Here is a 20,657-nt window from a genome sequence, read left to right as displayed (position 1 = left end):
ATCTGCGCAAGAACGCCTCGACGTGGAGGGCACAGATGACCGAGCGATTCAAGGTCGTGATCGTGGGCACCGGTTTTTCCGGGCTCGGCCAGGCCATCCAGCTCGAAAAGGCCGGGATCTCCGACTACGTGATCCTGGAGAAGGCGGACGAAGTCGGCGGTACGTGGCGCGACAACTCGTACCCCGGCTGCGCCTGCGACGTGCAGTCCCATATGTACTCGTTCTCCTACGAGCAGAACCCGGACTGGTCGCGGTCGTTCTCGCCCGCCCCAGAGATCTTCCAGTACCTCAAGGACGTCACCGACAAGTACCGGCTGCGGCGCAAGATCCGCTTCGGCGTCGAGCTCACCGGCGCGACCTGGGACGACACCGAGCGCCGCTGGCACGTGCACACCAAATCGGGTGAGTTCGAAGCCCAGTTCCTGGTCTCGGGCGTCGGCGGCCTGCACATCCCGCAGGTACCCCCGCTGGCAGGGATCGACGAGTTCAAGGGTCAGACCTGGCATTCCGCGCGGTGGAATCACGAGTACGACCTTCGCGGCAAGAAGGTCGCCGTGGTCGGCACCGGCGCCAGCGCGATCCAGTTCGTCCCGAAGATCGCTCCCGAGGTCGACGAGCTGACGCTGTTCCAGCGCACGCCGCCGTGGATCATGCCGAAGCCCGACCACGCCATGCCGGGCTGGGCCAAGACCGCGTTCCGCCGGATTCCCGGCGTGCAACGGCTTTACCGCAACGCGCTGTACTGGTTCCTCGAAGTGCGCGCCGTCGGGTTCAACGGCCACCCCGCGATCATGAAGGCCGGCGAGGTGATCGCGAAACGCCACATCGGCAAGGCCATCAAGGATTCGAAGCTGCGCAAGAAGGTCACCCCCGACTACACCATGGGCTGCAAGCGGGTGCTGATCTCCAACGACTACTACCCGGCGATCAACCGGTCCAATGTGGACGTCAACACCGAAGGCGTGCGGGAGGTCAAGGCGCACAGCGTCGTCGACGGGAACGGCGTCGAGCACGAGGTCGACGCGATCATCTACGGCACCGGGTTCAAGGTCACGGATGCCTTGGAATACCTGGACATCACCGGCATCGACGGCCGTGATCTCGCCAAGGAATGGGCCACCGAGGGGATGCACACGCACAAGGGCATCACCGTTTCCGGCTTCCCCAACCTGTTCTTCCTGCTCGGCCCGAACACGGCGCTGGGCCACAACTCCGTGGTCTTCATGATCGAGTCGCAGGCGCGGTACGTCGTCGACGCCATCAAGCTCGCCGACTCGCGTGGCGCCGCCGCGCTCGACGTCCGCGCCGGTGTGCAGGAGAAGTTCCAGCGCGAGGTCCAGGACAAACTCGTCAAGGGCGTGTGGACCCAGGGCGGCTGCAAGAGCTGGTACCTCGACGCGAAGGGCGTCAACCGCACGATCTGGCCGGGCTTCACCTGGCGCTATTGGCTCGAAACCCGCAAGGTCGACCCGAGCGACTACGAACTCAGCGGGAGGTCGTCGTGACGGACCACGAGCAGATCGTCCTGCACGCGCGCGACGTCGAGTTCGACTGGACGTCGCTGCCGATGCACTGGATCCCGGGCGAACCGCAGGCGACGCATACGATCAACGTGCTGCATCTGGCGCTGCCGGAGGGCGAACGCTGGTTCGTCGAGGTGTTCAAGCAGGCCATCCCGCTGATCCGCGACGAGCGCCTCAAGGAGGACGTCCTCGGCTTCATCGGCCAGGAGGCCATGCACGCCGAGGCGCACGACGGCGCCGCCGAACACCTCGAAGCGGCGGGCGTCCACGTCCGGCCGTACATCGCGCAGATGGAGTGGATGTTCCGCCGCCTGCTCGGCGATCGCGAGCTTTCCGCCAAGCGGCGGGAGGAATGGCTGATCGAACGGCTCGCCATCATCGCCGCGATCGAGCACTACACCGCTTTCCTCGGCCAGTGGATCCTCGACGCCGAAGCGCTCGACAAGGCGGGCGCCGACCCGACGATGCTGGATCTCCTGCGCTGGCACGGTGCCGAAGAGGTCGAGCACCGCTCGGTCGCCTTCGATCTGTTCATGCATCTCGACGGCCGCTACACCCGCCGCGTGCGCAGCATGCTCGTGGTGACGCCGGTGCTCGCCTGGGTTTTCCTGCGGGGCACCAGGTTCCTCATGAAGAACGACCCGGCGCGGCCGGGCAAGACGAGTTTCCGGACCTATCTGCGCGTCGCGAAGCTCGGGCTCCTGCCCTCGGGCAAGCAGTTGCGGCGTGAGATCCGGCCGTACTTCCGGAAGTCCTATCACCCGACGGAAACCGGCGACACCGACCAGGCCGTCGCGTACCTCGCGAGTTCTCCGGCCGCATTGGCCGCCGACGAACCACGATGAAGGCACCGCCGCGGCCGCTGCGGCTCGACGGCAGCGGACGGACCGACCGCGCGATGGCGTCGCTGACCGGTGTCGTCGCGGTGTACCGCAGGCTCAGCGGAGTGAGCGGCCGCCGTCGTGCGCCGGTGGCCGCCGTCGACCGTGATCTCCCGCTGGTCGTCGACGAGGTCCGTACCGAAGCCGACGGGGTCGCCGGCCTGCGGCTGGTGCACGAACACGGCGAACCCTTGCCACTATGGCGGCCCGGCGCGCACATCGATCTTTCGCCACGGCCGGGGCTGGTCCGTCAGTACTCCCTGTGCGGCGACCCGGACGACCGCTCGGCCTACCGCGTCGGCGTCCGCTTGCTCGGCGAGGGATCGACGGCGGTGCACGCGTTGAAGAAGGGCACCAGGATCACGGCGCGCGGCCCGCGCAACGCGTTCCCCTTCGTCGCGAGCCCGGCGTACCTGTTCATCGCGGGCGGTATCGGGATCACGCCGATCCTGCCGATGGTGCGGCAAGCCGCCGCGGCGGGCGCGGACTGGCGGCTGGTCTACACCGGCCGCGACGAGGCCTCGATGCCGTTCCTGGCGGAACTGTCCGAATTCTCCGATCGTGTCTGGATTCGTCCGGACACGGACTACGGGATCCCCGCTTCGGGCGCCGAGCTTCTCGAAGGGGCACCGGAAGGCGCGCCGATCTACTGCTGCGGCCCGGTTCCGATGATCGCCGGCGTCCGCACGGACGCGGCACTGCGCGCATCGGGACCGGTGTTCTTCGAACGGTTCTCGACGCCGCCGATCGTCGGCGGCAAGCCGTTCCGCGTCGAACTGGCCCGCAGCGGCAGGATTCTGGACGTGCCCGCCGACCGGACGACGCTCGACGTCCTGCGTGAAACCGTGCCCGGTATCGCGTATTCGTGCCGCCAGGGGTTCTGCGGCACGTGCGAACTGCCGACGGTGACCGGCGACCGCGTCCGGGTCTGCGTCGAACGCGAGCCGGTCACCCTCGATCTCTGAGCGTCAGGCTTCCTTCGGGATCCAGGAGCCGATCACCGGCTTGAACTCGCGCACCGTCCGCTCCGCGACGACGCCTTCGAGGTGGTACGGATCCTGGTCGATGATCTCCAGCAGCGCCGCCTCGTCCGCCGCCTGGTACATCGAGATACCGCCGGAGCCGTCGCCCAGCGGGCCACCGAGCGCGACGACGCCCTGGCCCGCGAGGCGGGAAAGGAATTCCCGGTGCCGGGGACGCACGTCCGCCAGCTTCTCCTGCACGTACGTGATCTCCACCAGGAACCAGGCCATCGACATCTCCAAGGTCGTTCCGACAGACGCCCCAGCTTCTCAGGAACCGATCAGGCAGGACTCCCACCCCACCCGATACGCTGACCGAGCGCCACGCACAGGTTGTGCTTCAAAGGGGTAAATGAACAGGTAGGGGTACATGCTCGAGGGCAATGCGGAACGCAGTGTCGAGGCGACCCTCGGCCACCTGCGCACCATGGACGGACCGGTCACGCCGCCGCCGCCTGCGGCACCGCTGACCCTTGAGGATCTCTATCGCCAGCACCGGATGCGGCTCGTCCGGCTGGCCATCCTGCTCGTGGACGAACCGGCGACCGCCGAGGACGTCGTCCAGGAGGCCTTCACCGGGCTGCACCGCAACTGGGGGCGCCTGCGCGACGCCGCCGCGGCCGTCGGATATCTGCGCACCGCCGTGGTCAACGGATCACGCAGCGTGCTGCGCCGCCGCAAGACCGCGCGCGAGTACGTCGCACCGCACGCCGTCAACGCGCGTTCGGCCGAAAGCCTCGCCATGCTGTCGAGTGAACATCAGGCCGTGGTGAGCGCTTTGTCCAAACTGCCCCCTCGCCAGCGCGAGGTTCTGGTCCTCCGTTACTACGGTGGGCTGAGTGAGGCCGAAATCTCGGAGGCCGCCGGGATTTCGAAAGGTACCGTTAAGTCAACCGCCAGCCGGGCGCTGGAGGCACTGCAGAAAGCGATGCAGTCGCCGAACTGACACCCGGCCTCAATCTCGAGCGCTGGGTTGTGCCGCCATGCTTGGTCCAGACCAATATATGCTGGGGGGCGTGAGAGGCGCCGGAGATTTCGTGATCGTGGGCGGCCGGGTCGTCGCCCCGGACCGTGTACTCGACGACGGCTGGCTGGCTATCGCCGGCGGCAAGATCGTCCAAATCGGTTCCGGGGCACCCCCGGACATCGGCAGTGCCGACTACGTCGACGTCGAGGGTTGCCTGGTCGTGCCCGGCTTCGTCGACACCCATTGCCACGGCGGCGGGGGCGGGTCGTTCTCCAGCGCGAACCCCGAGGAGCTGTTCCGCGCGGTCCGCGCGCATCGGCGGCACGGGACCACGACGATGCTCGGCAGTCTGGTCTCGGACCCCATTCCGGTGCTGAGGGACCAGATCGCGGCCCTGCGTGAGCTGGTCCAAGAGGGTGAACTTGCCGGAATTCACCTTGAAGGACCCTTCATCTCGAAGGCGCGGTGCGGAGCGCACGACCCGGCGACGCTGATCGAGCCGGACACGGCGACGGTCAACGCATTGCTCGGCGCCGGCCGCGGCGACATCCGGATGGTCACCCTCGCTCCCGAACTGCACGGCGGGATCAAGGCGGTCCGGCAACTGGCCGAATCGGGCGTCATCGCCGCCATCGGGCACACCGACGGCGTCGAGGACCAGATCATCCCCGCGATCGACGCGGGCGCCTCCGTCGCGACCCACCTCTTCAACGCCATGCGGCCTCTCCACCACCGCGAACCCGGCCCGATCGGCGCGCTCCTCGACGACGAGCGCATCACCGTCGAACTGATCTGCGACCTCGTCCACGTGCACCCGACCGTGCTGCGGCTCGCCGCGCACCACGCGGGCAGGGGCCGGACGGTGCTCATCACCGACGCCATGTCGGCCACCGACGCCGCCGACGGCAGCTACATCCTCGGCCGCCTCGAGGTCGACGTCCGTGACGGTGTCGCCACCCTCGCGGGCAACGGTTCGCTGGCGGGCAGCACGCTGACCATGGACGCGGCTTTCCGCAACCTGGTCCGCGGGGCGGGTATCGACCTGCTCGACGCCGTCCGCGCGACCTCCGGACGCCCCGCCGAACTGCTCGGCATCGCCGACCGGACCGGCTCGCTGCGTGCCGGGCTCGCGGCCGACGTCGTCGTGCTCGACCGCGACCTGCGACCGGTCAAGGTGCTTCGTCAGGGCGAATGGGTCAAGGACGACGCTGCGGCTACATTGAGCGCCACGGCTCCGCTGAGCGGGGCGGTCGAAGGCGGCGTGTCGGTCAGCGACGGGTAGCGGCGAAAGGAGTCCCGGATGAGCGAGCCCAAGGACCCGGAGAAGCTCCTAGCCGACGCCTTGCGCGCTCAAGCCGTCTTCGCCCCTTCGGCGGAGCGGGCCTCCGAGACGACCGCGGACAAACCGGCCGAAACGGACACCGAGAGTAACTCCGTGTCTCCCGGAGAACACGAGCTGCCCCTTCAGTACGGGCTGCTGTCCGGCGCCGGCGCCGGCTCGCTCGAACGGGAGCGCGTCGCGCTGGAGGACGCCGAAACGGCCAGGATGGCGGAGCGTCCGATGCCGACTCAGCCGCCTCCGGCACCTTTGCCGAGCAGCCCGCCTCTGCCCGCGTACTGGGTGTTGCTGCTGGCTGTCCTGCTGGGGCTCGCCGCCGGCTCGGTGATCGGGCTGCTCACGCTGATCTGAGCCGCCCGCTCCCGCCGGGTCAAGGCACTCAGCGTCACCCTGTACCGTTTTGGTGTGATCCTGGCGCAGAACACCGTGACGACGATGGGCCTCCTGCCGGAGTGGCTGGACCCGCAGCACCTGCTCAGCGGACTGACCGTTCCGGTCGTCACCATCCTCTGCTTGATCATCTTCATCGAGAGCAGCATCTTCCCGGTGCTGCCCGGTGACTCGCTCCTGTTCACCGCGGGCCTGTTCATCGCGAACGGCTCGATCGAGGCGCCGCTGTGGCTGGTGTGCGTCCTGGTCACCGTCGCCGCGCTGATCGGCAACGCGGTCGGGTACGGCCTCGGCTGGAAGGTCGGGCCCTGGCTGTTCCGCAAGCCGGATTCGAAGTTCTTCAACCAGAAGTACGTGGACCAGACCCACGCCTTCCTGGAGAAGCACGGACCGAAGGCGGTCGTGCTCGCGCGGTTCGTGCCGTTCGTGCGGACGTTCATCACCTGGATCGCCGGCATCGGCAAGATGGACCCGAAGAAGTACTTCGTCTACACCGTCATCGGCGGCATCCTGTGGGCCGCCGGGATCACCGCGCTCGGCCACCTGCTCGGCGGCGTCGCGTTCATCCGCGACAACGTGGACGCGATCTTCATCCTGATCGTGCTGGTGTCGGTGGTGCCGATCGTGATCGAGTACCTGAAGGCGCGCCGCGAGAAGAAGCACGCGAACACCGCGACCGGCCTCGTCGCCGACACCGCCGAGGACATCACGCAGCAGATCCCGCGCGTGCGCGACTGACCCACCCGCTCACGACCTTCCGCCCGTGCCATGAAAGGTCCTTTCCTTGCAAATTTGGCAAGGAAAGGACCTTTCATGGCGTTCGGGGCGTCGGGCGAAACGAAACAGCGAACTCGCGTGAGCAGACGCCGCACACCCGAGTTCCGTCTTCAATCACGTGAGTTACGCGCCCAATCACGCGAGTCACGTCCCTGATCACGCGAGTCACGCGGACCCGCCCGGCGTTCAGAGGGAGAACATCGAGCCCGGGTTGAAGAGGTTCCCCGGGTCCAGCGCCCGCTTGATCTGCCGGTGCACGCGGATCCCGACCTCGCCGATCTCCTTCTCGAGCCACTCGCGTTTGATCCGGCCGATACCGTGCTCGCCGGTGACCGTCCCGCCCAGCGACAGGCTGACGTCGAGGATCGCGTCGAACGCCGTCCGTGCGCGGGCGAACTCCTCCTCGGAGTCGGGCGCGTAGACGATCGTCGGGTGCATGTTGCCGTCACCGGCGTGCCCGACGACGGCGATCCGCAACCCGACCTCCTCGCTGATCCGCTCGCAGCCGGCGATCAGTTCGGCGATGCGCGTACGCGGCACGCAGACGTCATCGGTCAGCCAGACGCCGTACATCTCCAGCGCGGTGAGCACGACCCGCCGCGCCTGCAGCAGCATCTTGCCTTCTTCGAGATCTTCGGTGGCGTAGGCCAGATCCGCGCCGCAGTCGACACAGATCTGTTCCAGCGCGGCGAGTTCCCGGCGGGCGACCTCGCCGCCGGCGTCGGATTGTGCGAGCAGCAAGGCTTTGCAGTCCGAGCTCGTGCCGAGATCGGTTTTGAGGTAGGCCTCGGCCGCCTTGATGGAGGTCGCGTCCATGATCTCCATCAGCGATGGCACCAGCCCCTCACGCACGACTCGCGCGACGGCCTCGCCCGCGGCCTCCGTGCTGTTGAAGGCGGCGACGAGGGTGGCCGGCAGCTGTGGCAACGGTTTCAGCGCGACGGTCGCCTGCGTGATCACGCCGAGCGTGCCCTCGCTGCCGACGAAGAGCCGCGCGAGGTCGTAGCCCGCGACGCCCTTCACCGTGCGGCGCCCGGTCTTCAGCACCGAGCCGTCGGCGAGCACGACTTCCAGTCCCAGCACGGAATCCGTGGTGACGCCGTACTTCACACAGCACAGTCCACCGGCGTTGGTGGACAGGTTACCGCCGATGGTGCACCAGTCGTAGCTGGACGGATCCGGCGGATAGAACAGGCCGTGCTTCTCCACCGCGTTGCGGAAATCGAGGTTCACCACGCCGGGCTGCACGACGGCGAGCCGGTTGCCTTCGTCGATCTCGACGATCTGGTCGAGTTTGGTCAGCACCAGCACGACACAGCCGTCGATCGCGTTCGCGGCGCCGGACAGACCACTGCCGGCGCCGCGGGGCACGATCGGCACCTCGAACTCCGCGCAGGCCTTGACCACGGCCTGCACACCCTCCACGTCGGACGGCAGCACCACCGCGAGGGGTTTGCCGCTGTCGGCCAGCGGCATCATGTCGCGCGAGTAGGCGTCCGTGACGTCGGTGTCGGTGAGCACCGCGGCGTCGCCGAGATGCTCGCGGAGCCGGGTGAGCAGGGCATGGTTGTTCATGCCCTCATCGTAGGCGCCGTTACGTCCGCACTGCGGAAGTTTTTTTCCGATCAAGCAGGATGTAGGCCTGAACACCTGTATAGACGAGCACGGCCACGCCCGCCCAGGCGGTGACGTGCACCCCCTGGGTGAAGGCTTCGCGAGCCGACGCCAGGAGTGCCTGCCCTGCCGCGGGGTCGAGCTGCTGCGCCGTCGCGACCGCGCCGCCGAGCGTGTCCCGGGCGGATTCGGCCGTCCCCTCCGGCAGGCCGGACCGGTAGACTGCGGTCGCGACACTGCCGAGGATGGCCGTGCCGAGCGCACCGCCCAGCTCGAACCCGGTCTCGGAGATCGCCGAAGCGGCCCCCGCGCGTTCGGCCGGAGCGGCCGAGATGACCAGGTCGTTCGTCAGCGTCTCCGACAGGGCGACACCGCCGCCGAGCAGCGTGAACGACACCACGACGTACGCGAGCCCACCGCCGGACGACACCTGGGTCAGCGCCAGGAAGCCGACCGCCGCGACCAGGAGGCCGGCGCTGACCAGCACCGAGACCCGGATCCGCTTCGCGAGCCACGCCGCGAGGAGCGCACCGGTGACTCCGGCGACCGTCGCCGGGAGCATCCACAGCGCGGCGACGAGCGGGGTCAGCCCGAGCACCAGCTGCAGGTACTGCGGCACCAGGAACAGCAGGCCGACCATGGCGAACACGCCGAGCATGTTCGTCACGACGGAGCCGCTGAAGGCCCGGTTCGAGAACAGCTTCAGGTCGAGCATCGGCTCGTCGAGGCTGTTCTGCCTGCGGACGAACACGACACCAAGCGCGAGACCGATCAGCACACTGACAACGGCCTTCCACGTGAAGCCGTGTTCGGCGACCAGCTTGATGCCGTAGACCACCGGCAGCATCGCGGCCAGCGACAGCAGCGCCGACAGCGGGTCGAAACGGCCCGGCTTCGGGTCACGCGCCTCCGGCAGCAGGAACGGGCCGACGACCAGCAGGACCAGCATCACCGGGACGTTGATGAGGAAGACCGAACCCCACCAGAAGTGCTCCAGCAACCAGCCGCCGAGCACGGGCCCGAGCGCCATCCCGCCGGAGAACCCGGCGCTCCACACCGCGATCGCGGTCCGGCGCTGCTTGGGGTCGGTGAAGATGCTGCGGATCAGCGACAGCGTCGACGGCATCAACGTCGCGCCGCCCACGCCGAGCAGCGCCCGGGCGATGATCAGCATGAACGCGCTGGTCGAGAACGCCGCGAGCACCGACGCGGCACCGAACGCCGCGGCACCCATGAGCAGCAGCTTGCGACGGCCGATGCGGTCACCGAGCGTGCCCATCAGAACCAGCAGACCGGCCAGCATGAACGAGTAGATGTCGACGATCCACAACTGCTCCGCACCGGTGGGTGCCAGATCCTCGGACAGGAACGGCAGCGCGAACCCGAGCACCGTCATGTCCACGCTGATCAGCAGCACCGGAAGTACCAGTACCGCCAACGCCCACCACTGCTTGCGCCTCGCCATGGCGCACTCTCCTTAAGCTAAACCGTCTGGACGGTACAGTTACCGCCTTGTTCGAAGGTAAACCGTCCAGACGGTATAGTCAACTGATATGGCGAAGCCCACCGCGAAGGAACGCATCCTCGACTCGTACGAGGAGATCCTCATCGAGCAAGGCCCCGGCGGGGTCACCCTCGACGCCGTCGCCGCGCACGCCGGGGTGTCGAAGGGTGGCCTGCTCTACCACTTCGGCTCGAAGGAAGCCCTGGTGGACGGCCTGATGGAGCGTCTCGCCACCTTGTCGGAAGCGGATATCGAAGAGGCACGGAAGGCGCCCGAAGGCGTCGTTTCCTGGTATCTGCGGACCGCCATCACCGACGTCACCCAGCGCAAGGCGCTGCACCGCACGACCATGGCGACGATCCGGATCATGCTCAACGAACCGCGGGTCGCCGAGGTCGTCCAGGTCTACAACCAGAAGATCCACGACCTGATCAGCGAGCACGTCGACGACCCGCTGGCCGCCGAATTGATCATCCTGGTGGGTGATGGCCTCTACCTGCGGGCGGCGCTCGGCCGGGGCGACGCGAGCCCCCTGCTCGATCGGATCGACGAGATCAAGGCCCGCGTCCAGCGCTGACCCCCCTCACGCGACCTACATCTGGATCCCGTAGACGCGCTCGATCGGGATGGTGAGCAGAACCCGCCGGTCGGCGACCATGGCGTCGCGGAACTCGTCCCAGTCCGGATGCTCGCCCCGCGCCTGCCGGTAGTGGTCCACCAGCGCGTCGACGGTCGCGTCGTCGCGTGAAGCGGCGGTCGGCGTGAGCACCGCCGGTCCTTCGACGACCACGTAACCGTCGCCGCTCTCCGTCGACACATGGAACGTCGCCCGCGGGTCGCGCTGGAGGTTCTTGGTCTTGGCGCGCGGCGCGGTGATCGAGATCAGGATCGCGCCGGCGTCCGCGTCGTAGAGATAGTTGACGGTCGACAGCTGAGGCCTGCCGTCCCGCTTGATGGTGGCGAGGGTGCCGAAGTTGCGGGCGGCGAGGATCGCGTAGAGCGCGGAGTCGGTCATGCCTCCATCAAAGCAAAAGTGCAGCTCAGGGCGAACCGGACAAACATGCACGAATAAATGTGCTTGCATGCGGCAACTAAAGTGTCATCGGACACACAACGTCACTTTCTCCTTGCGAAGCATCCTTGGGAGGAACATCCTTGCTCTAGGCAACTAGTTGCAGTGACCAAGCAACCGGCGAGAGAGACCACCATGACACCCACGACACCCGGCACCAGGTCGAAGGCCGACCTCGATCTGGCCGACACCCTCGGGCACGAGCTCGTGCGGCTCGTGCGCCTGGTCAACCGGGCGAAGTCCCAGGTGTCCAAGCAGGGGCCGGACGGTATCGAGCGGGCCGCGTACGCGATCCTCTTCTGCCTCATCCACGTCGGCCCCCAGCGGACCAGCAAACTCGCCGAGTTCCTGCACTCCGAGATCTCGACCATCAGCAGGCAGTCGAGCTCTCTCGTCCAGCACGGGCTGGTCGAGCGCCTGGCCGACCCCGAAGACGGCCGCGCCTGCCTGCTCGCACCGACCGCCGAAGGACTCCGGGTCTTCGAGGAGAACCGCAAGCAGCGGAACCAATGGCTCGCCGAGGTGCTCGGCGACTGGTCCGACGACGACCGGAAGACCCTCAACTCGCTGTTCCACCGGCTGAACGACGACATCGAAAAAACATCTCCACAGTTCGCCGATCCCGCGTCGGCGTCGAAGGCCAAGGGGGCCTGAAGCAATGAGTTCCGCCGTAGAAAGTCCACCATCCGTTGAAGAAGACGGGCCCCGGCTCAGTCACCGGCAGATCGTCACGATCCTGATCGGCCTGATGTCGGGCATGTTCCTCGCCGCGCTCGACCAGACGATCGTGGGTACCTCGATCGTCCGGATCGCCAACGATCTCAACGGGTTCGACCTGCAGGCCTGGATCACCACGGCCTACCTGATCACCTCGACGATCGTCACGCCGATCTACGGCAAGCTGTCCGACATCTACGGGCGCAAGCCGTTCTACATCGCCGCGATCTCGATCTTCCTGATCGGCTCGGTCGCCTCGGCGTTCGCGACGTCGATGTACGAACTCGCCGCGTTCCGCGCGATCCAGGGCCTCGGCGCCGGCGGTCTGATGTCGCTGGCGATGACGATCATGGGCGACATCGTGCCGCCGCGGGAACGTGCCCGCTACCAGGGTTACTTCCTCGCCGTGTTCGGCATCTCCACCGTGCTCGGCCCGGTGCTCGGCGGGTTCTTCGCCGACTTCGACACGCTCGGCACCGTCTTCGGTTACCAGATCGACGGCTGGCGCTGGGTGTTCCTGATCAACGTGCCGATCGCGATCGTCGCGCTGTTCGTCGTCGCCCGCGTGCTCAACGTGCCGCACCAGCGCCACGACCACAAGATCGACTGGTGGGGCGGGCTCGCGCTCGTCGTCGCCGTCGTCCCGTTCCTGATCGTCGCCGAGCAGGGCAACAAGTGGGGCTGGGGCTCGCAGAACGCGATCATCTGCTACGTCATCGGCGCCATCGGCGTGGTCTCCTTCATCTTCATCGAGAAGCTGATGAAGGACGCGGCGCTGATCCCGCTGCGGTTGTTCAAGAACTCGACCTTCACGGTCGCGATCATCGGCGGCGTCATCGTCGGTGTCGCGATGTTCGGCGCGATCATGATGATCCCGCAGTACATGCAGGTGGTTCAGGGTTACTCGCCGACCGAGTCCGGGCTGCTGATGATCCCGCTGATGGCGGGCATCATGAGCGGTTCGATCATCTCGGGCCAGATCACCAGCAAGACCGGACGCTACAAGGTGTTCCCGGTGGTCGGCACGCTGCTGATCGCGGGCGGCGCGTTCTTCTTCGCGCAGGTCGAGTACAACAGCGCGCTGTGGCACCCGCTGGTCGCGGCCGCGATCATCGGGCTCGGGCTCGGTGCCTGCATGCAGACGCTGATCATCGCGGTGCAGAACGCGGGCCCGCGCAGCGACATGGGCGTCTCGACCGCTTCGGCGACGTTCTTCCGGCAGATCGGTGGTACCGCGGGTGTCGCGGTGTTCCTGACGATCCTGTTCAACGTCCTGCCGGGCAACATCACCAAGGCGTTCGGCGGTAACGCGCCGACCGGGGAAGGCGCCGCGGCGCTGGGCGACCTCACCACCAACACGAGCGGTATCGCGAATCTGCCCGAGGCCATCAAGACCCCGGTGCTGATCGGCTTCACCGACTCGATTACCACGGTGTTCTACGTGGCGGGCGCGGTCGCGCTGCTGGCGACGCTGGTCCTGATGTTCATGAAGGAGATCCCGCTTCTCGGCGGCTCGGCTCCTTCGGCGGCTTCGGCTCTCGAAGGCGGCGAAGCACTCCTCGAAGAGGACGAAGCGCCTGTCGAAACGGCCTCCGAGAAGACGGTCGTGACCGCGCCCGTCGAGGCCGGGAAGCACGCGATGACCAACGGGAACGGTGCCTACCGGGCGGGATCCGCGCAGATCAGCGGGCATGTCCGCCGGGACGACGCCACGAACGTCGCGGGTGCGGCGCTGACCCTGATCGACCACAACGGCAATCAGGTGGCCAGGACGCACACGAACGAGAACGGCGTCTACTCGTTCGCCGGCATCGTGGGCGGGCGGTACACGCTCGTCGCCAGCGGCCGCTGGTTCCGGCCGGTCGCGGCGACGCTGACCGCCACCGGGGCCGGGGTGCTGCGCCACGACTTCGAGCTGGTCAGCACGATCCTGCTGAGCGGGGTCGCCCACACCGACGGCGACCGGGTGGTGCCGGACGCGCGGATCACCGTGCTCGACTCCTCGGGCGGCGTCGCCGCCGTGGCGAGGACCGACGCGGAGGGCAACTACACGGTCAGCGACCTGCCCGCCGGGACCTACACGGTGATCGCCAGCGGGTATCCGCCCGCGACCAGCCGGGTGGAACTGCTGGGCGGTGACCAGGCCGAACACGATGTCCGGCTGAGCTACGACCAGGCGCTCGACGAGCTTGTCGAGCACTAGTCACAAGCGCTATGAAAGGTCCTTTCCTTGCAAATTTCGCAAGGAAAGGACCTTTCATAGCACTCGCGGGGCGCATGACCGGACCTTTCGGACACCCCGATTCCACGGTTCGGCCACATGCGGTCGGCGAAGTACACGTAGGCTCGCGTCGTGACTGAGGTGTACACCGAGGCCGCGGGCATCGGCGTGAGCTGGCTCGACACCGCCGGGCCGGTACTCGTCTGGGTGATCGTGCTGAGCTTCATCTTCGTGGAGTGCGCGCTGATCATCGGCCTTTTCCTGCCCGGCGACTCCCTGCTGTTCGCGGCCGGGGTCGTCCTCGCGCAGCACGGCTCCGATCTGAACGCGTGGCTGTTGTCTGCTGCCGCGCTGCTGGTCGCGATCCTCGGCAACCAGGTGGGGTACTACATCGGCCGGTCGACGGGCACGAAACTGATCGCGCGCCGCGGCGGCAAGGTGCTGAACCGGCACAACCTGGACCGCGCCAGGGCCTTCCTGGATCGCAAGGGTTTCTTCGCCATCGTCGCCGCGCGCTGGATCCCGTGGATCCGCACGCTGGCGCCGCTCATCGCGGGGACCGCGCGGATGGATCCGCGCCGGTTCGCGCTCGCGACCGCGCTCGGCGGGCTGCTCTGGGTGCCGACGCTGGTGCTGCTCGGCTACTACGGCGCCGGCCTGCTGGACCAGCTTCCGTGGGTGAAGACGGTCGCGCTTTGGGTGAGCGTCGCGTTCTTCGTGGTCGGCACGGCCTACGGCGTGATCCGCTACCGCCAGGAGATGCGGCGCCCCGCCGAAGAGACCGAAGAGAGCACTGCCTAGTCCATCCATGCCCCCGCCGCCACCCTCAACGGAGGAGCTGCGCTCCCACGCCTAGACTTCAGGGTCGGCCCAGATTTCGAGCTGGATGCCGTCGGGGTCACGGAACACGATGACCGACGAGCCTTCCAGGGTCCGAGAGCCCTTCGACGGCGAGTAAACGACGCCGTATTCCGAGAGCCGCGCTTCCCATTCGGCCAGCTCCGAGCGCGAAGAGACCTTGAACGCCACGTGGTCCAGACCTGTGCGTCGTTCGTCGAACCGCGGCCGCTCGGTGTCCTGGTGCTCGACCAGCACCACCGCGAAACCCTCGCTCGGCGACCTGAGCACGACCTTCCGCAGACCCGTTTCGGGGTCCTCACGACGCGTGAACTCCTCGAGTTCGAGCACTCGGGCGTACCAGGGCACGCTCCGGTCCACATCGGTCACGGTGAGTGCCAGGTGGTGCACAGACATGAGCTTGGACATCGGGGATGACCGTCCTGATCAAGAGCTTGGGGGCGCCACCAGGGTGACACAGGCGCCTCGGGCGCCGAGGTGATCCGCCGACTTCCCACATGAATCGTGATATCCGCCGGGAAACAGTGTTAAAAAGTGGCTGAACCGCACGCGGAGCCGATATCGCCTCGTGACCGCTCCGTGGCCCCGGGGGTCAACGCCCGCCGCCGACGGTCAGCACCGTCCCGGTGGTGTATGACGCGGCGGGGGAAAGCAACCACAGCACGGCTTCCGCGACTTCGCCGGGTTCGCCCGCCCGTCCCATCGGAATGGTCGGCGCGATCCGCTCCATGCGGTCCGGCAACCCCGCCGCGGCGTGCAGTCCGGTGTGGATCATGCCTGGTGCGACGGCGTTCACCCGGACGGATTCTTTTGCGACTTCTTGCGCCACGCCGTAGGCCATCGTTTCGACGGCCGCCTTGGTGCCCGCGTAATGCACCCATTCCCCCGGCGAACCGGTCCGCGCGGCGGTGGAGGAGAGCGTCACGATCGCGCCGCCGTCACCGCCGTACCGGGTGGACATCCGGCGGATGCCCTCGCGAACGCACAGGAAGACACCCGTGATGTTGACATCTACGACACGACGGACGACGTCGACGTCGTATTCGTCGAACCGGCCGGGGGTGTTGCCGGTGATGGCCGCGTTCGCGACCACCCCGGCGAGCGGGCCGAGCTCGACGGCGGCGTCGAACAGTGCCACCACGTCGTCTTCGGACGCGACGTCACCGCGCCGGGTGATCGCCCGGACGCCGTGCTTCCGGACGCGCGAAGCGACGTCTTCGGCCGCTTCGGCGTCACCCGCGTAGTTGACGACGACGTCGTAACCGCGCGCGGCGGCCAGTTCGCAGACCGCCGCGCCGATGCCCTTGCTGCCGCCGGTGACGACGAGAACACCACTCATATGGCGAAGTTAACCAGCGGAAGGTTCTCGAGGACCAGGTCGGCCCGGCTGCTGGTGGACGCGATCAGATCGGCGTTGCGCTGGTCGGAACCGAGCGCGCGGCGACGCGCTTCGACCAGCGAACGGCCGTAGCGGCGGTGCCGGGAGACGAGCCGCTCGATGCGCTCGGGTTCGTCCGGCGCGAGGAACCACGACTCGGCGAGGATCGGCTTCACACCGCTCCACGGGTCGTCCTGCATGAGCAGGTAGTTGCCCTCGGTGATGACCAGTGGGACGTCCGGCGTGACCGCGACGGCGCCCGCGATCGGCTCCTCGATCTCCCGGCGGAATTCGGGCGCGTAGACCGTCTCGCGGCCTTCGGCGAGCCTGCGCAGCAGATGCACGTACCCGGCGGCATCGAAGGTGTCCGGCGCGCCCTTGCGCTCCACCCGCCCGAGCCGCTGGAGTTCCACCTGCGCCAGGTGGAAGCCGTCCATCCCGACCACCGCGGCCCTCGTGCCCAGCGCCTTCGCCAGGCCCCAGGCCAGCGTCGTCTTGCCGGACGCGGGGGCGCCGACGATGCCGAGCACGCTGCGCTGTCCCGGTTTCGCCAGCGTCTGAGCCCTGCTCAACAGGTCCTCGAACACCGGAGGCATGGCTGTCATGGCAGTACTTCTCCCATCTTCGCGACCGCGGCCGTCCACGACCTCGGTCCTTCATGCCGCACCCGTTCGGCGGCCACCTCGTTGGCGAACTCGATCCAGCCCGGGACATTCCCTCGGTCCCGGGCGACCGCGTACGCGAAAGCCCCGTGCCACACGTCGCCCGCGCCCAGCGTGTCACGCGCCCGGGTGACGGGGACGGGAACGGCACCGGATCCGTCCGCCGTCGACCAGCGCACCGGATCGGGGCCCGCGGTCGTGATCACCACGGGCACGCCGTACTCGCGCGGATCCTCCCCGCGGTACAGCGACGAGCACGCGGCGATGCCGACCAGCGGCAGGAGTTCGGGGAAGACCGGCTTCCAGCTCCCGGCGTCGAGCACCACCGGTATCGCGTGCTCCTTCGCCCAGCGCGCGACCTCCAGCGCGACCTCCGGATGGTGCCCGTCGAGGAGCACGCACCCAGGCATTTCGTCCTCTGAATGCGGTAGTCGCGCGTGCAAGGACCGCATCGAGAGGACGAAACGCGAGGAAGCGTGGGCGTTACGCGAGACGACCGTGCGTTCCCCGTCGGAATCACGGACGACGATGGCGCTGATCGCGGGCGGATCGGCCCGTTCGGGATCGAGGTCGACCAGGTCGACGCCGTGCGTTTCGAGGTCCGCACGGGCGAGTGCCGCCAGCGGGTGCGCACCGGCGACCGTCAGGAGCGTCGCCCCGGCGCCGAGCGCGGCCACGGTCACCGCCGCGTTCGCCGCCGGCCCCCCGGCGGCGACGTCCATCGACAACGAACGCACCTTCTCGCCCGGCGCCGGGATTTCGGCGACGCGCTGAACCTGGTCGACGGTGCACAGGCCCGCCAGCAGCACTCGCATTACAGGCCCGTGTGGACGGCCGAAGCGACCTCTTCGACCTCGCCGTTCTCACCGATCTTCAGCGCACCCGTGAGCAGGCCGACGACCTGGTTCATGGTGTGCGTCTTCGGCGAGACGACCGCGACCCGTTTGCCGAGGCGGTGCACGTGGATGCGGTCGGCGATGTCGAACACGTGCGGCATGTTGTGGCTGATCAGCACCACCGGCAGGCCGCGTTCGCGGATGCGGTTGATCAGATCGAGGACCTTGCCGGATTCGGCGACACCGAGCGCGGCGGTGGGCTCGTCCATGATCACCGCCTTGGTGCCGAACGCGGCCGCCCGCGCGACCGCGACACCCTGGCGCTGCCCGCCGGACAACGTCTCCACCGGCTGCGTGATGGATTTGATGTTGATACCGAGCTCGTCGAGGATCCGCTGCGCGTCGGCCCGCATTGTCGCCGTGTCCAGTTTCCTGAACAGCTGTCCGAAGAGATCCTTACGCCGCTTTTCCCGGCCGAGGAACATGTTCGACGCGATGTCGAGCGCGGGGGCGACGGCGAGATCCTGGTACACCGTCTCGATCCCGTAGTGGCGAGCGTCCAAAGGGGATTTGAAGTGGACGGTCTGACCGTCCACTTTGATCTCGCCGGAATCCGGGATCACCGCTCCCGAAAGGGCTTTGATGAGGCTGGACTTCCCAGCGCCATTGTCGCCGACGACGGCGAGCACCTCGCCGGGGAACAGTTCGAAGTCGGCACCGTCGATGGCGGTGACCCGGCCATAGCGTTTGACCAGGCCTTGCGCGGACAATGTGGGTGTCGTCATGACTGCCGCCTCCTCGCGAAACGGTCGACGCAGACCGCGCCGATGAGCAGGGCACCGGTGGCGACGTCCTGGTAGAGCGCGTCGACGCCGAGCTGGGTCAGCCCGGACCGCAGGACCGCGACGACCAGCGCGCCCATCATCGTGCCGAGGACCGAACCCCGGCCGCCGAACAGGCTCGCGCCGCCGAGCACCACCGCGGTGATGGAGTCGAGGTTGCCGAGCTGGAAGGCGTTCGGGTCGGCGTTCGGCACGCGGCCGAGCGCCTGCCACGCGGCGATCCCGACGATCACCCCGGCGACGATGTACACCGAAAGGATCGTGCGGTTGACCTTGATCCCGGACAGCCGCGCGGATTCCGGCGCGTTGCCGACCGCGTAGACGTGCTTGCCCCACGGAGTTCGCGTGAGCGCGTACCAAAGTCCCAGGTACATCAGCAAAGCGAGCGTCATCCCGTAGGTGATCGGGATGCCGCCGAACAGGTACCGGCGGGTGCCGAGCCATTTGAGCAGTTCGTCGGCGACCGGGACGGCCTGGCCGCTCGCGAACAGCTTCGCGGCCGCGGTGAGCACGGTCAGCAGACCGAGCGTGACGATGAACGGCGGCAGTTTGATCCGGGTGACCAGCGAACCGGTGACCATCCCGATCACCACCGTCGCCACGATTCCCAGCAGCAGCGCCCAGATCCCGGAGACGCCGCCGACCACGAGTTTCGCCATGATCAGCGTCGCGAGCACCATCGCGGCCGCGTTGGCCAGGTCGATACCGGCGGTCAGGATGATCAGCGTCTGCCCGAGGGCGAGCGTGCCGACCACCAGGGACTGTTGCACCACAAGGGAAAGGTTGTCGAGGTCGAGGAAGGTGTCCGTCGACAGCGAGAACACCACGATCGCGACGAGCAGAGCCAGCGCGGGCCCGACGGCGGGCGCGCGCAGGAAGAACTCACCGATCGACGGGCGCTCGTTGTTCTTGAGGGTTGCGGTAGTCACTTCGTCCCCCAGCAGTTCTCGAGGCCCCACTTGGTGTCCTGGCTTTCCACGCCCGGGATCGGCTTGTCCGTGATCACCGCGGAACCGGTGTCGACGAACCCGCTCGGCTTCTTGCCGGTCTTGGCGTATTCGACGGCGGCGAGGACGCCCTGCTCGGCCATCTTCTTGGGGAACTGCATGACCGTGGCGGCGTACTGGCCGTCGCGCACGTTCTTCACGCCTTCGCAGCCGCCGTCGATCGAGCCCATCACGATCCGGTCCACCAGACCGCGGGCCTGGAGTGCGGCGTACGTGCCGCGGCCCATCGGCTCGTTCATCGTGTAGACGGCGTTGATGTCGGTGGTGCGCTGCAGAAGGTTCTCGACGCCCTGCTGCGCGAGGCTCTGGTCGCCGTTCGCGGGCGTCTTGCCCTTGATCTCCGGCGACGCGTCGGTCAGCCCGATGCCCTTGAGGAAGCCGGTGTGCCGCTGAGTGTCCACTGTGGATCCCGCGGTGCCGTCCACCATGAACAGCTTCGGCGGCTTGCCCGCCAGCGCGGCCTTGACGTACGCGCCTTGCTGACGTCCGGCCTCGAAGTTGTCCGTGGCGAAGGTGGCGTCGACGGCGGTGTCCGGTTCGGTCGCCGTGTCGAGCGCGATGACCAGCACCCCGGCCTTGCGGGCGCGGTCGATGGCGTCGAGGACGCCGGTCGAGGAACTCGGCGTGATCAGGATGGTGTTCGCACCCTGCTGCATGAGGTTCTCGATGGCCCTGACCTGGCCGTCGTTGTCGCCGTCGAACTGGCCGGCGAGCGCGCTGAACTCCGCGCCGTTCGCCTCGGCGGCGGCTTTGGCGGCCGCTCTCAGTTCCACGAAGTAGGGGTTGGTGTCGGTCTTGGTGACCAGGCCGACCTTGGCCTTGCCACCGCCGCCCGCGTTCGAACCGCCACCCCAGTGGCGTTCGACGGTGCACCCGGCCGAGGTCACCGCGAGTGCGGCGGCCATGGCCAGTGCGGCGAGGCTTTTCTTCCCAAGACGTCGCTGTCTCATGGGGGATGCCCTCCGATCAAGGCTGTCCGTGATGGACCGGAAGGTAGACAGGGTTATGCTCACTCGCAAGCGTTTGCGCAAACGCTTGCCAGCTGAC

22 protein-coding genes are annotated in these 20,657 nt (G+C 67.7%); 11 read left to right on the top strand and 11 right to left on the bottom strand.

Annotation, left to right across the window (positions count from 1 at the left end):
- Positions 1–35 precede the first annotated feature (35 nt).
- Genes ACLJQ7_RS08290 through ACLJQ7_RS08280 form a run of 3 tightly spaced genes read left to right on the top strand, consistent with a single transcriptional unit; the run spans position 36 to position 3,369 of the window.
- Positions 36–1,505 carry a flavin-containing monooxygenase gene (locus ACLJQ7_RS08290; RefSeq protein ID WP_410647520.1) on the top strand — a complete coding sequence of 490 codons (1,470 nt, stop codon included), beginning with the start codon at positions 36–38 and terminating at the stop codon, positions 1,503–1,505.
- Positions 1,502–2,368 carry a metal-dependent hydrolase gene (locus tag ACLJQ7_RS08285; protein WP_410647519.1) on the top strand — a complete coding sequence of 289 codons (867 nt, stop codon included), beginning with the start codon at positions 1,502–1,504 and terminating at the stop codon, positions 2,366–2,368. Before ACLJQ7_RS08290 ends, ACLJQ7_RS08285 begins: the two co-directional genes overlap by 4 nt.
- Positions 2,365–3,369 (top strand): PDR/VanB family oxidoreductase, encoded by a 1,005-nt coding sequence (locus ACLJQ7_RS08280; protein WP_410647518.1) that lies wholly within the window; start codon positions 2,365–2,367, stop codon positions 3,367–3,369. The genes ACLJQ7_RS08285 and ACLJQ7_RS08280 overlap by 4 nt, the downstream gene beginning before the upstream one ends.
- A gap of 3 nt (positions 3,370–3,372) precedes the next feature.
- Here the strand turns inward: ACLJQ7_RS08280 and ACLJQ7_RS08275 are convergent, their stop codons facing one another.
- Positions 3,373–3,657 (bottom strand): YciI family protein, encoded by a 285-nt coding sequence (locus tag ACLJQ7_RS08275; RefSeq protein WP_410647517.1) that lies wholly within the window; start codon positions 3,655–3,657, stop codon positions 3,373–3,375.
- A gap of 139 nt (positions 3,658–3,796) precedes the next feature.
- Between ACLJQ7_RS08275 and ACLJQ7_RS08270 the strand changes: the two genes are divergently transcribed.
- The 4 genes from ACLJQ7_RS08270 to ACLJQ7_RS08255 all read left to right on the top strand — a co-directional run bounded on the left by ACLJQ7_RS08270 (position 3,797) and on the right by ACLJQ7_RS08255 (position 6,860).
- A complete protein-coding gene (locus ACLJQ7_RS08270) occupies positions 3,797–4,372 on the top strand; it encodes a SigE family RNA polymerase sigma factor (protein WP_007032484.1) in 576 nt (191 codons plus the stop codon).
- 91 nt (positions 4,373–4,463) lie between these two features.
- A complete protein-coding gene (nagA, locus tag ACLJQ7_RS08265) occupies positions 4,464–5,675 on the top strand; it encodes an N-acetylglucosamine-6-phosphate deacetylase (protein ID WP_410647876.1) in 1,212 nt (403 codons plus the stop codon).
- An 18-nt stretch (positions 5,676–5,693) separates the two neighbouring features.
- Complete coding sequence (locus ACLJQ7_RS08260; RefSeq protein ID WP_410647516.1) at positions 5,694–6,083, top strand: hypothetical protein; 390 nt, start codon at positions 5,694–5,696, stop codon at positions 6,081–6,083.
- Between the two features lie 54 nt (positions 6,084–6,137).
- Positions 6,138–6,860 (top strand): DedA family protein, encoded by a 723-nt coding sequence (locus ACLJQ7_RS08255; RefSeq protein WP_410647515.1) that lies wholly within the window; start codon positions 6,138–6,140, stop codon positions 6,858–6,860.
- A 225-nt stretch (positions 6,861–7,085) separates the two neighbouring features.
- On the opposite strand, the gene ACLJQ7_RS08250 is transcribed toward ACLJQ7_RS08255, so the two are convergent.
- Together ACLJQ7_RS08250 and ACLJQ7_RS08245 are read right to left on the bottom strand one after the other, a co-directional pair.
- Positions 7,086–8,474, bottom strand: coding sequence for an FAD-binding oxidoreductase (locus tag ACLJQ7_RS08250; protein ID WP_410647514.1), 1,389 nt, complete (start codon positions 8,472–8,474; stop codon positions 7,086–7,088).
- 19 nt (positions 8,475–8,493) lie between these two features.
- Positions 8,494–9,978 carry an MFS transporter gene (locus ACLJQ7_RS08245; RefSeq protein ID WP_410647513.1) on the bottom strand — a complete coding sequence of 495 codons (1,485 nt, stop codon included), beginning with the start codon at positions 9,976–9,978 and terminating at the stop codon, positions 8,494–8,496.
- 88 nt (positions 9,979–10,066) lie between these two features.
- Here ACLJQ7_RS08245 and ACLJQ7_RS08240 point away from each other — a divergent pair, with 88 nt between their 5' ends.
- The gene (locus ACLJQ7_RS08240; RefSeq protein WP_410647512.1) at positions 10,067–10,594 is read left to right on the top strand and encodes a TetR/AcrR family transcriptional regulator; all 528 of its coding nucleotides are present in this window, start codon (positions 10,067–10,069) and stop codon (positions 10,592–10,594) included.
- Positions 10,595–10,609: 15 nt separating this feature from the next.
- On the opposite strand, the gene ACLJQ7_RS08235 is transcribed toward ACLJQ7_RS08240, so the two are convergent.
- On the bottom strand, positions 10,610–11,032 hold the full coding sequence (locus ACLJQ7_RS08235) for a PPOX class F420-dependent oxidoreductase (protein WP_410647511.1): 423 nt from the start codon (positions 11,030–11,032) through the stop codon (positions 10,610–10,612).
- A 192-nt stretch (positions 11,033–11,224) separates the two neighbouring features.
- Between ACLJQ7_RS08235 and ACLJQ7_RS08230 the strand changes: the two genes are divergently transcribed.
- The 3 genes from ACLJQ7_RS08230 (at position 11,225) to ACLJQ7_RS08220 (ending at position 14,828) form a co-directional block, all read left to right on the top strand.
- The gene (locus tag ACLJQ7_RS08230) at positions 11,225–11,743 is read left to right on the top strand and encodes a MarR family winged helix-turn-helix transcriptional regulator (protein WP_219147159.1); all 519 of its coding nucleotides are present in this window, start codon (positions 11,225–11,227) and stop codon (positions 11,741–11,743) included.
- A gap of 4 nt (positions 11,744–11,747) precedes the next feature.
- A complete protein-coding gene (locus ACLJQ7_RS08225; protein WP_410647510.1) occupies positions 11,748–14,009 on the top strand; it encodes an MFS transporter in 2,262 nt (753 codons plus the stop codon).
- Between the two features lie 150 nt (positions 14,010–14,159).
- Positions 14,160–14,828, top strand: a complete 669-nt coding sequence (locus ACLJQ7_RS08220; protein ID WP_034312411.1) for a DedA family protein — start codon at positions 14,160–14,162, stop codon at positions 14,826–14,828.
- Between the two features lie 51 nt (positions 14,829–14,879).
- Here the strand turns inward: ACLJQ7_RS08220 and ACLJQ7_RS08215 are convergent, their stop codons facing one another.
- The 7 genes from ACLJQ7_RS08215 to ACLJQ7_RS08185 form a co-directional block, all read right to left on the bottom strand.
- Positions 14,880–15,293, bottom strand: a complete 414-nt coding sequence (locus tag ACLJQ7_RS08215) for a VOC family protein (RefSeq protein ID WP_005160702.1) — start codon at positions 15,291–15,293, stop codon at positions 14,880–14,882.
- Between the two features lie 184 nt (positions 15,294–15,477).
- The gene (locus ACLJQ7_RS08210; RefSeq protein ID WP_410647509.1) at positions 15,478–16,224 is read right to left on the bottom strand and encodes an SDR family oxidoreductase; all 747 of its coding nucleotides are present in this window, start codon (positions 16,222–16,224) and stop codon (positions 15,478–15,480) included.
- Positions 16,221–16,868, bottom strand: a complete 648-nt coding sequence (locus ACLJQ7_RS08205; RefSeq protein ID WP_125679555.1) for a nucleoside/nucleotide kinase family protein — start codon at positions 16,866–16,868, stop codon at positions 16,221–16,223. The genes ACLJQ7_RS08210 and ACLJQ7_RS08205 overlap by 4 nt, the downstream gene beginning before the upstream one ends.
- The gene (locus ACLJQ7_RS08200) at positions 16,865–17,740 is read right to left on the bottom strand and encodes a PfkB family carbohydrate kinase (RefSeq protein WP_410647508.1); all 876 of its coding nucleotides are present in this window, start codon (positions 17,738–17,740) and stop codon (positions 16,865–16,867) included. Before ACLJQ7_RS08200 ends, ACLJQ7_RS08205 begins: the two co-directional genes overlap by 4 nt.
- Positions 17,740–18,546, bottom strand: a complete 807-nt coding sequence (locus ACLJQ7_RS08195; protein ID WP_410647507.1) for an ATP-binding cassette domain-containing protein — start codon at positions 18,544–18,546, stop codon at positions 17,740–17,742. Before ACLJQ7_RS08195 ends, ACLJQ7_RS08200 begins: the two co-directional genes overlap by 1 nt.
- Entirely contained in the window at positions 18,543–19,532 is a 990-nt protein-coding gene (locus ACLJQ7_RS08190; protein ID WP_219147153.1) for an ABC transporter permease, read from the bottom strand. The genes ACLJQ7_RS08195 and ACLJQ7_RS08190 overlap by 4 nt, the downstream gene beginning before the upstream one ends.
- Entirely contained in the window at positions 19,529–20,560 is a 1,032-nt protein-coding gene (locus ACLJQ7_RS08185; protein WP_410647506.1) for a substrate-binding domain-containing protein, read from the bottom strand. Before ACLJQ7_RS08185 ends, ACLJQ7_RS08190 begins: the two co-directional genes overlap by 4 nt.
- Between the last annotated feature and the right edge of the window lie 97 nt (positions 20,561–20,657).

Source organism: Amycolatopsis sp. cmx-4-54 (genome assembly GCF_046548895.1).
Classification (GTDB): domain Bacteria; phylum Actinomycetota; class Actinomycetes; order Mycobacteriales; family Pseudonocardiaceae; genus Amycolatopsis.
Note: the sequence above shows the minus strand (reverse complement) of the source record. Positions and strands in the feature narration are given on the sequence as shown.

What these genes read in the sequence shown, in the direction of transcription:
- ACLJQ7_RS08290 (WP_410647520.1), top strand. Translation starts at nt 36, where the DNA reads ATGACCGAGCGATTCAAGGTCGTGATCGTGGGCACCGGTTTTTCCGGG.
- ACLJQ7_RS08280 (WP_410647518.1), top strand. Translation starts at nt 2,365, where the DNA reads ATGAAGGCACCGCCGCGGCCGCTGCGGCTCGACGGCAGCGGACGGACC.
- ACLJQ7_RS08275 (WP_410647517.1), bottom strand. Translation starts at nt 3,657, where the DNA reads ATGGCCTGGTTCCTGGTGGAGATCACGTACGTGCAGGAGAAGCTGGCG.
- ACLJQ7_RS08270 (WP_007032484.1), top strand. Translation starts at nt 3,797, where the DNA reads ATGCTCGAGGGCAATGCGGAACGCAGTGTCGAGGCGACCCTCGGCCAC.
- ACLJQ7_RS08260 (WP_410647516.1), top strand. Translation starts at nt 5,694, where the DNA reads ATGAGCGAGCCCAAGGACCCGGAGAAGCTCCTAGCCGACGCCTTGCGC.
- ACLJQ7_RS08250 (WP_410647514.1), bottom strand. Translation starts at nt 8,474, where the DNA reads ATGAACAACCATGCCCTGCTCACCCGGCTCCGCGAGCATCTCGGCGAC.
- ACLJQ7_RS08245 (WP_410647513.1), bottom strand. Translation starts at nt 9,978, where the DNA reads ATGGCGAGGCGCAAGCAGTGGTGGGCGTTGGCGGTACTGGTACTTCCG.
- ACLJQ7_RS08240 (WP_410647512.1), top strand. Translation starts at nt 10,067, where the DNA reads ATGGCGAAGCCCACCGCGAAGGAACGCATCCTCGACTCGTACGAGGAG.
- ACLJQ7_RS08235 (WP_410647511.1), bottom strand. Translation starts at nt 11,032, where the DNA reads ATGACCGACTCCGCGCTCTACGCGATCCTCGCCGCCCGCAACTTCGGC.
- ACLJQ7_RS08230 (WP_219147159.1), top strand. Translation starts at nt 11,225, where the DNA reads ATGACACCCACGACACCCGGCACCAGGTCGAAGGCCGACCTCGATCTG.
- ACLJQ7_RS08225 (WP_410647510.1), top strand. Translation starts at nt 11,748, where the DNA reads ATGAGTTCCGCCGTAGAAAGTCCACCATCCGTTGAAGAAGACGGGCCC.
- ACLJQ7_RS08215 (WP_005160702.1), bottom strand. Translation starts at nt 15,293, where the DNA reads ATGTCCAAGCTCATGTCTGTGCACCACCTGGCACTCACCGTGACCGAT.
- ACLJQ7_RS08210 (WP_410647509.1), bottom strand. Translation starts at nt 16,224, where the DNA reads ATGAGTGGTGTTCTCGTCGTCACCGGCGGCAGCAAGGGCATCGGCGCG.
- ACLJQ7_RS08205 (WP_125679555.1), bottom strand. Translation starts at nt 16,868, where the DNA reads ATGACAGCCATGCCTCCGGTGTTCGAGGACCTGTTGAGCAGGGCTCAG.
- ACLJQ7_RS08200 (WP_410647508.1), bottom strand. Translation starts at nt 17,740, where the DNA reads ATGCGAGTGCTGCTGGCGGGCCTGTGCACCGTCGACCAGGTTCAGCGC.
- ACLJQ7_RS08195 (WP_410647507.1), bottom strand. Translation starts at nt 18,546, where the DNA reads ATGACGACACCCACATTGTCCGCGCAAGGCCTGGTCAAACGCTATGGC.
- ACLJQ7_RS08185 (WP_410647506.1), bottom strand. Translation starts at nt 20,560, where the DNA reads ATGAGACAGCGACGTCTTGGGAAGAAAAGCCTCGCCGCACTGGCCATG.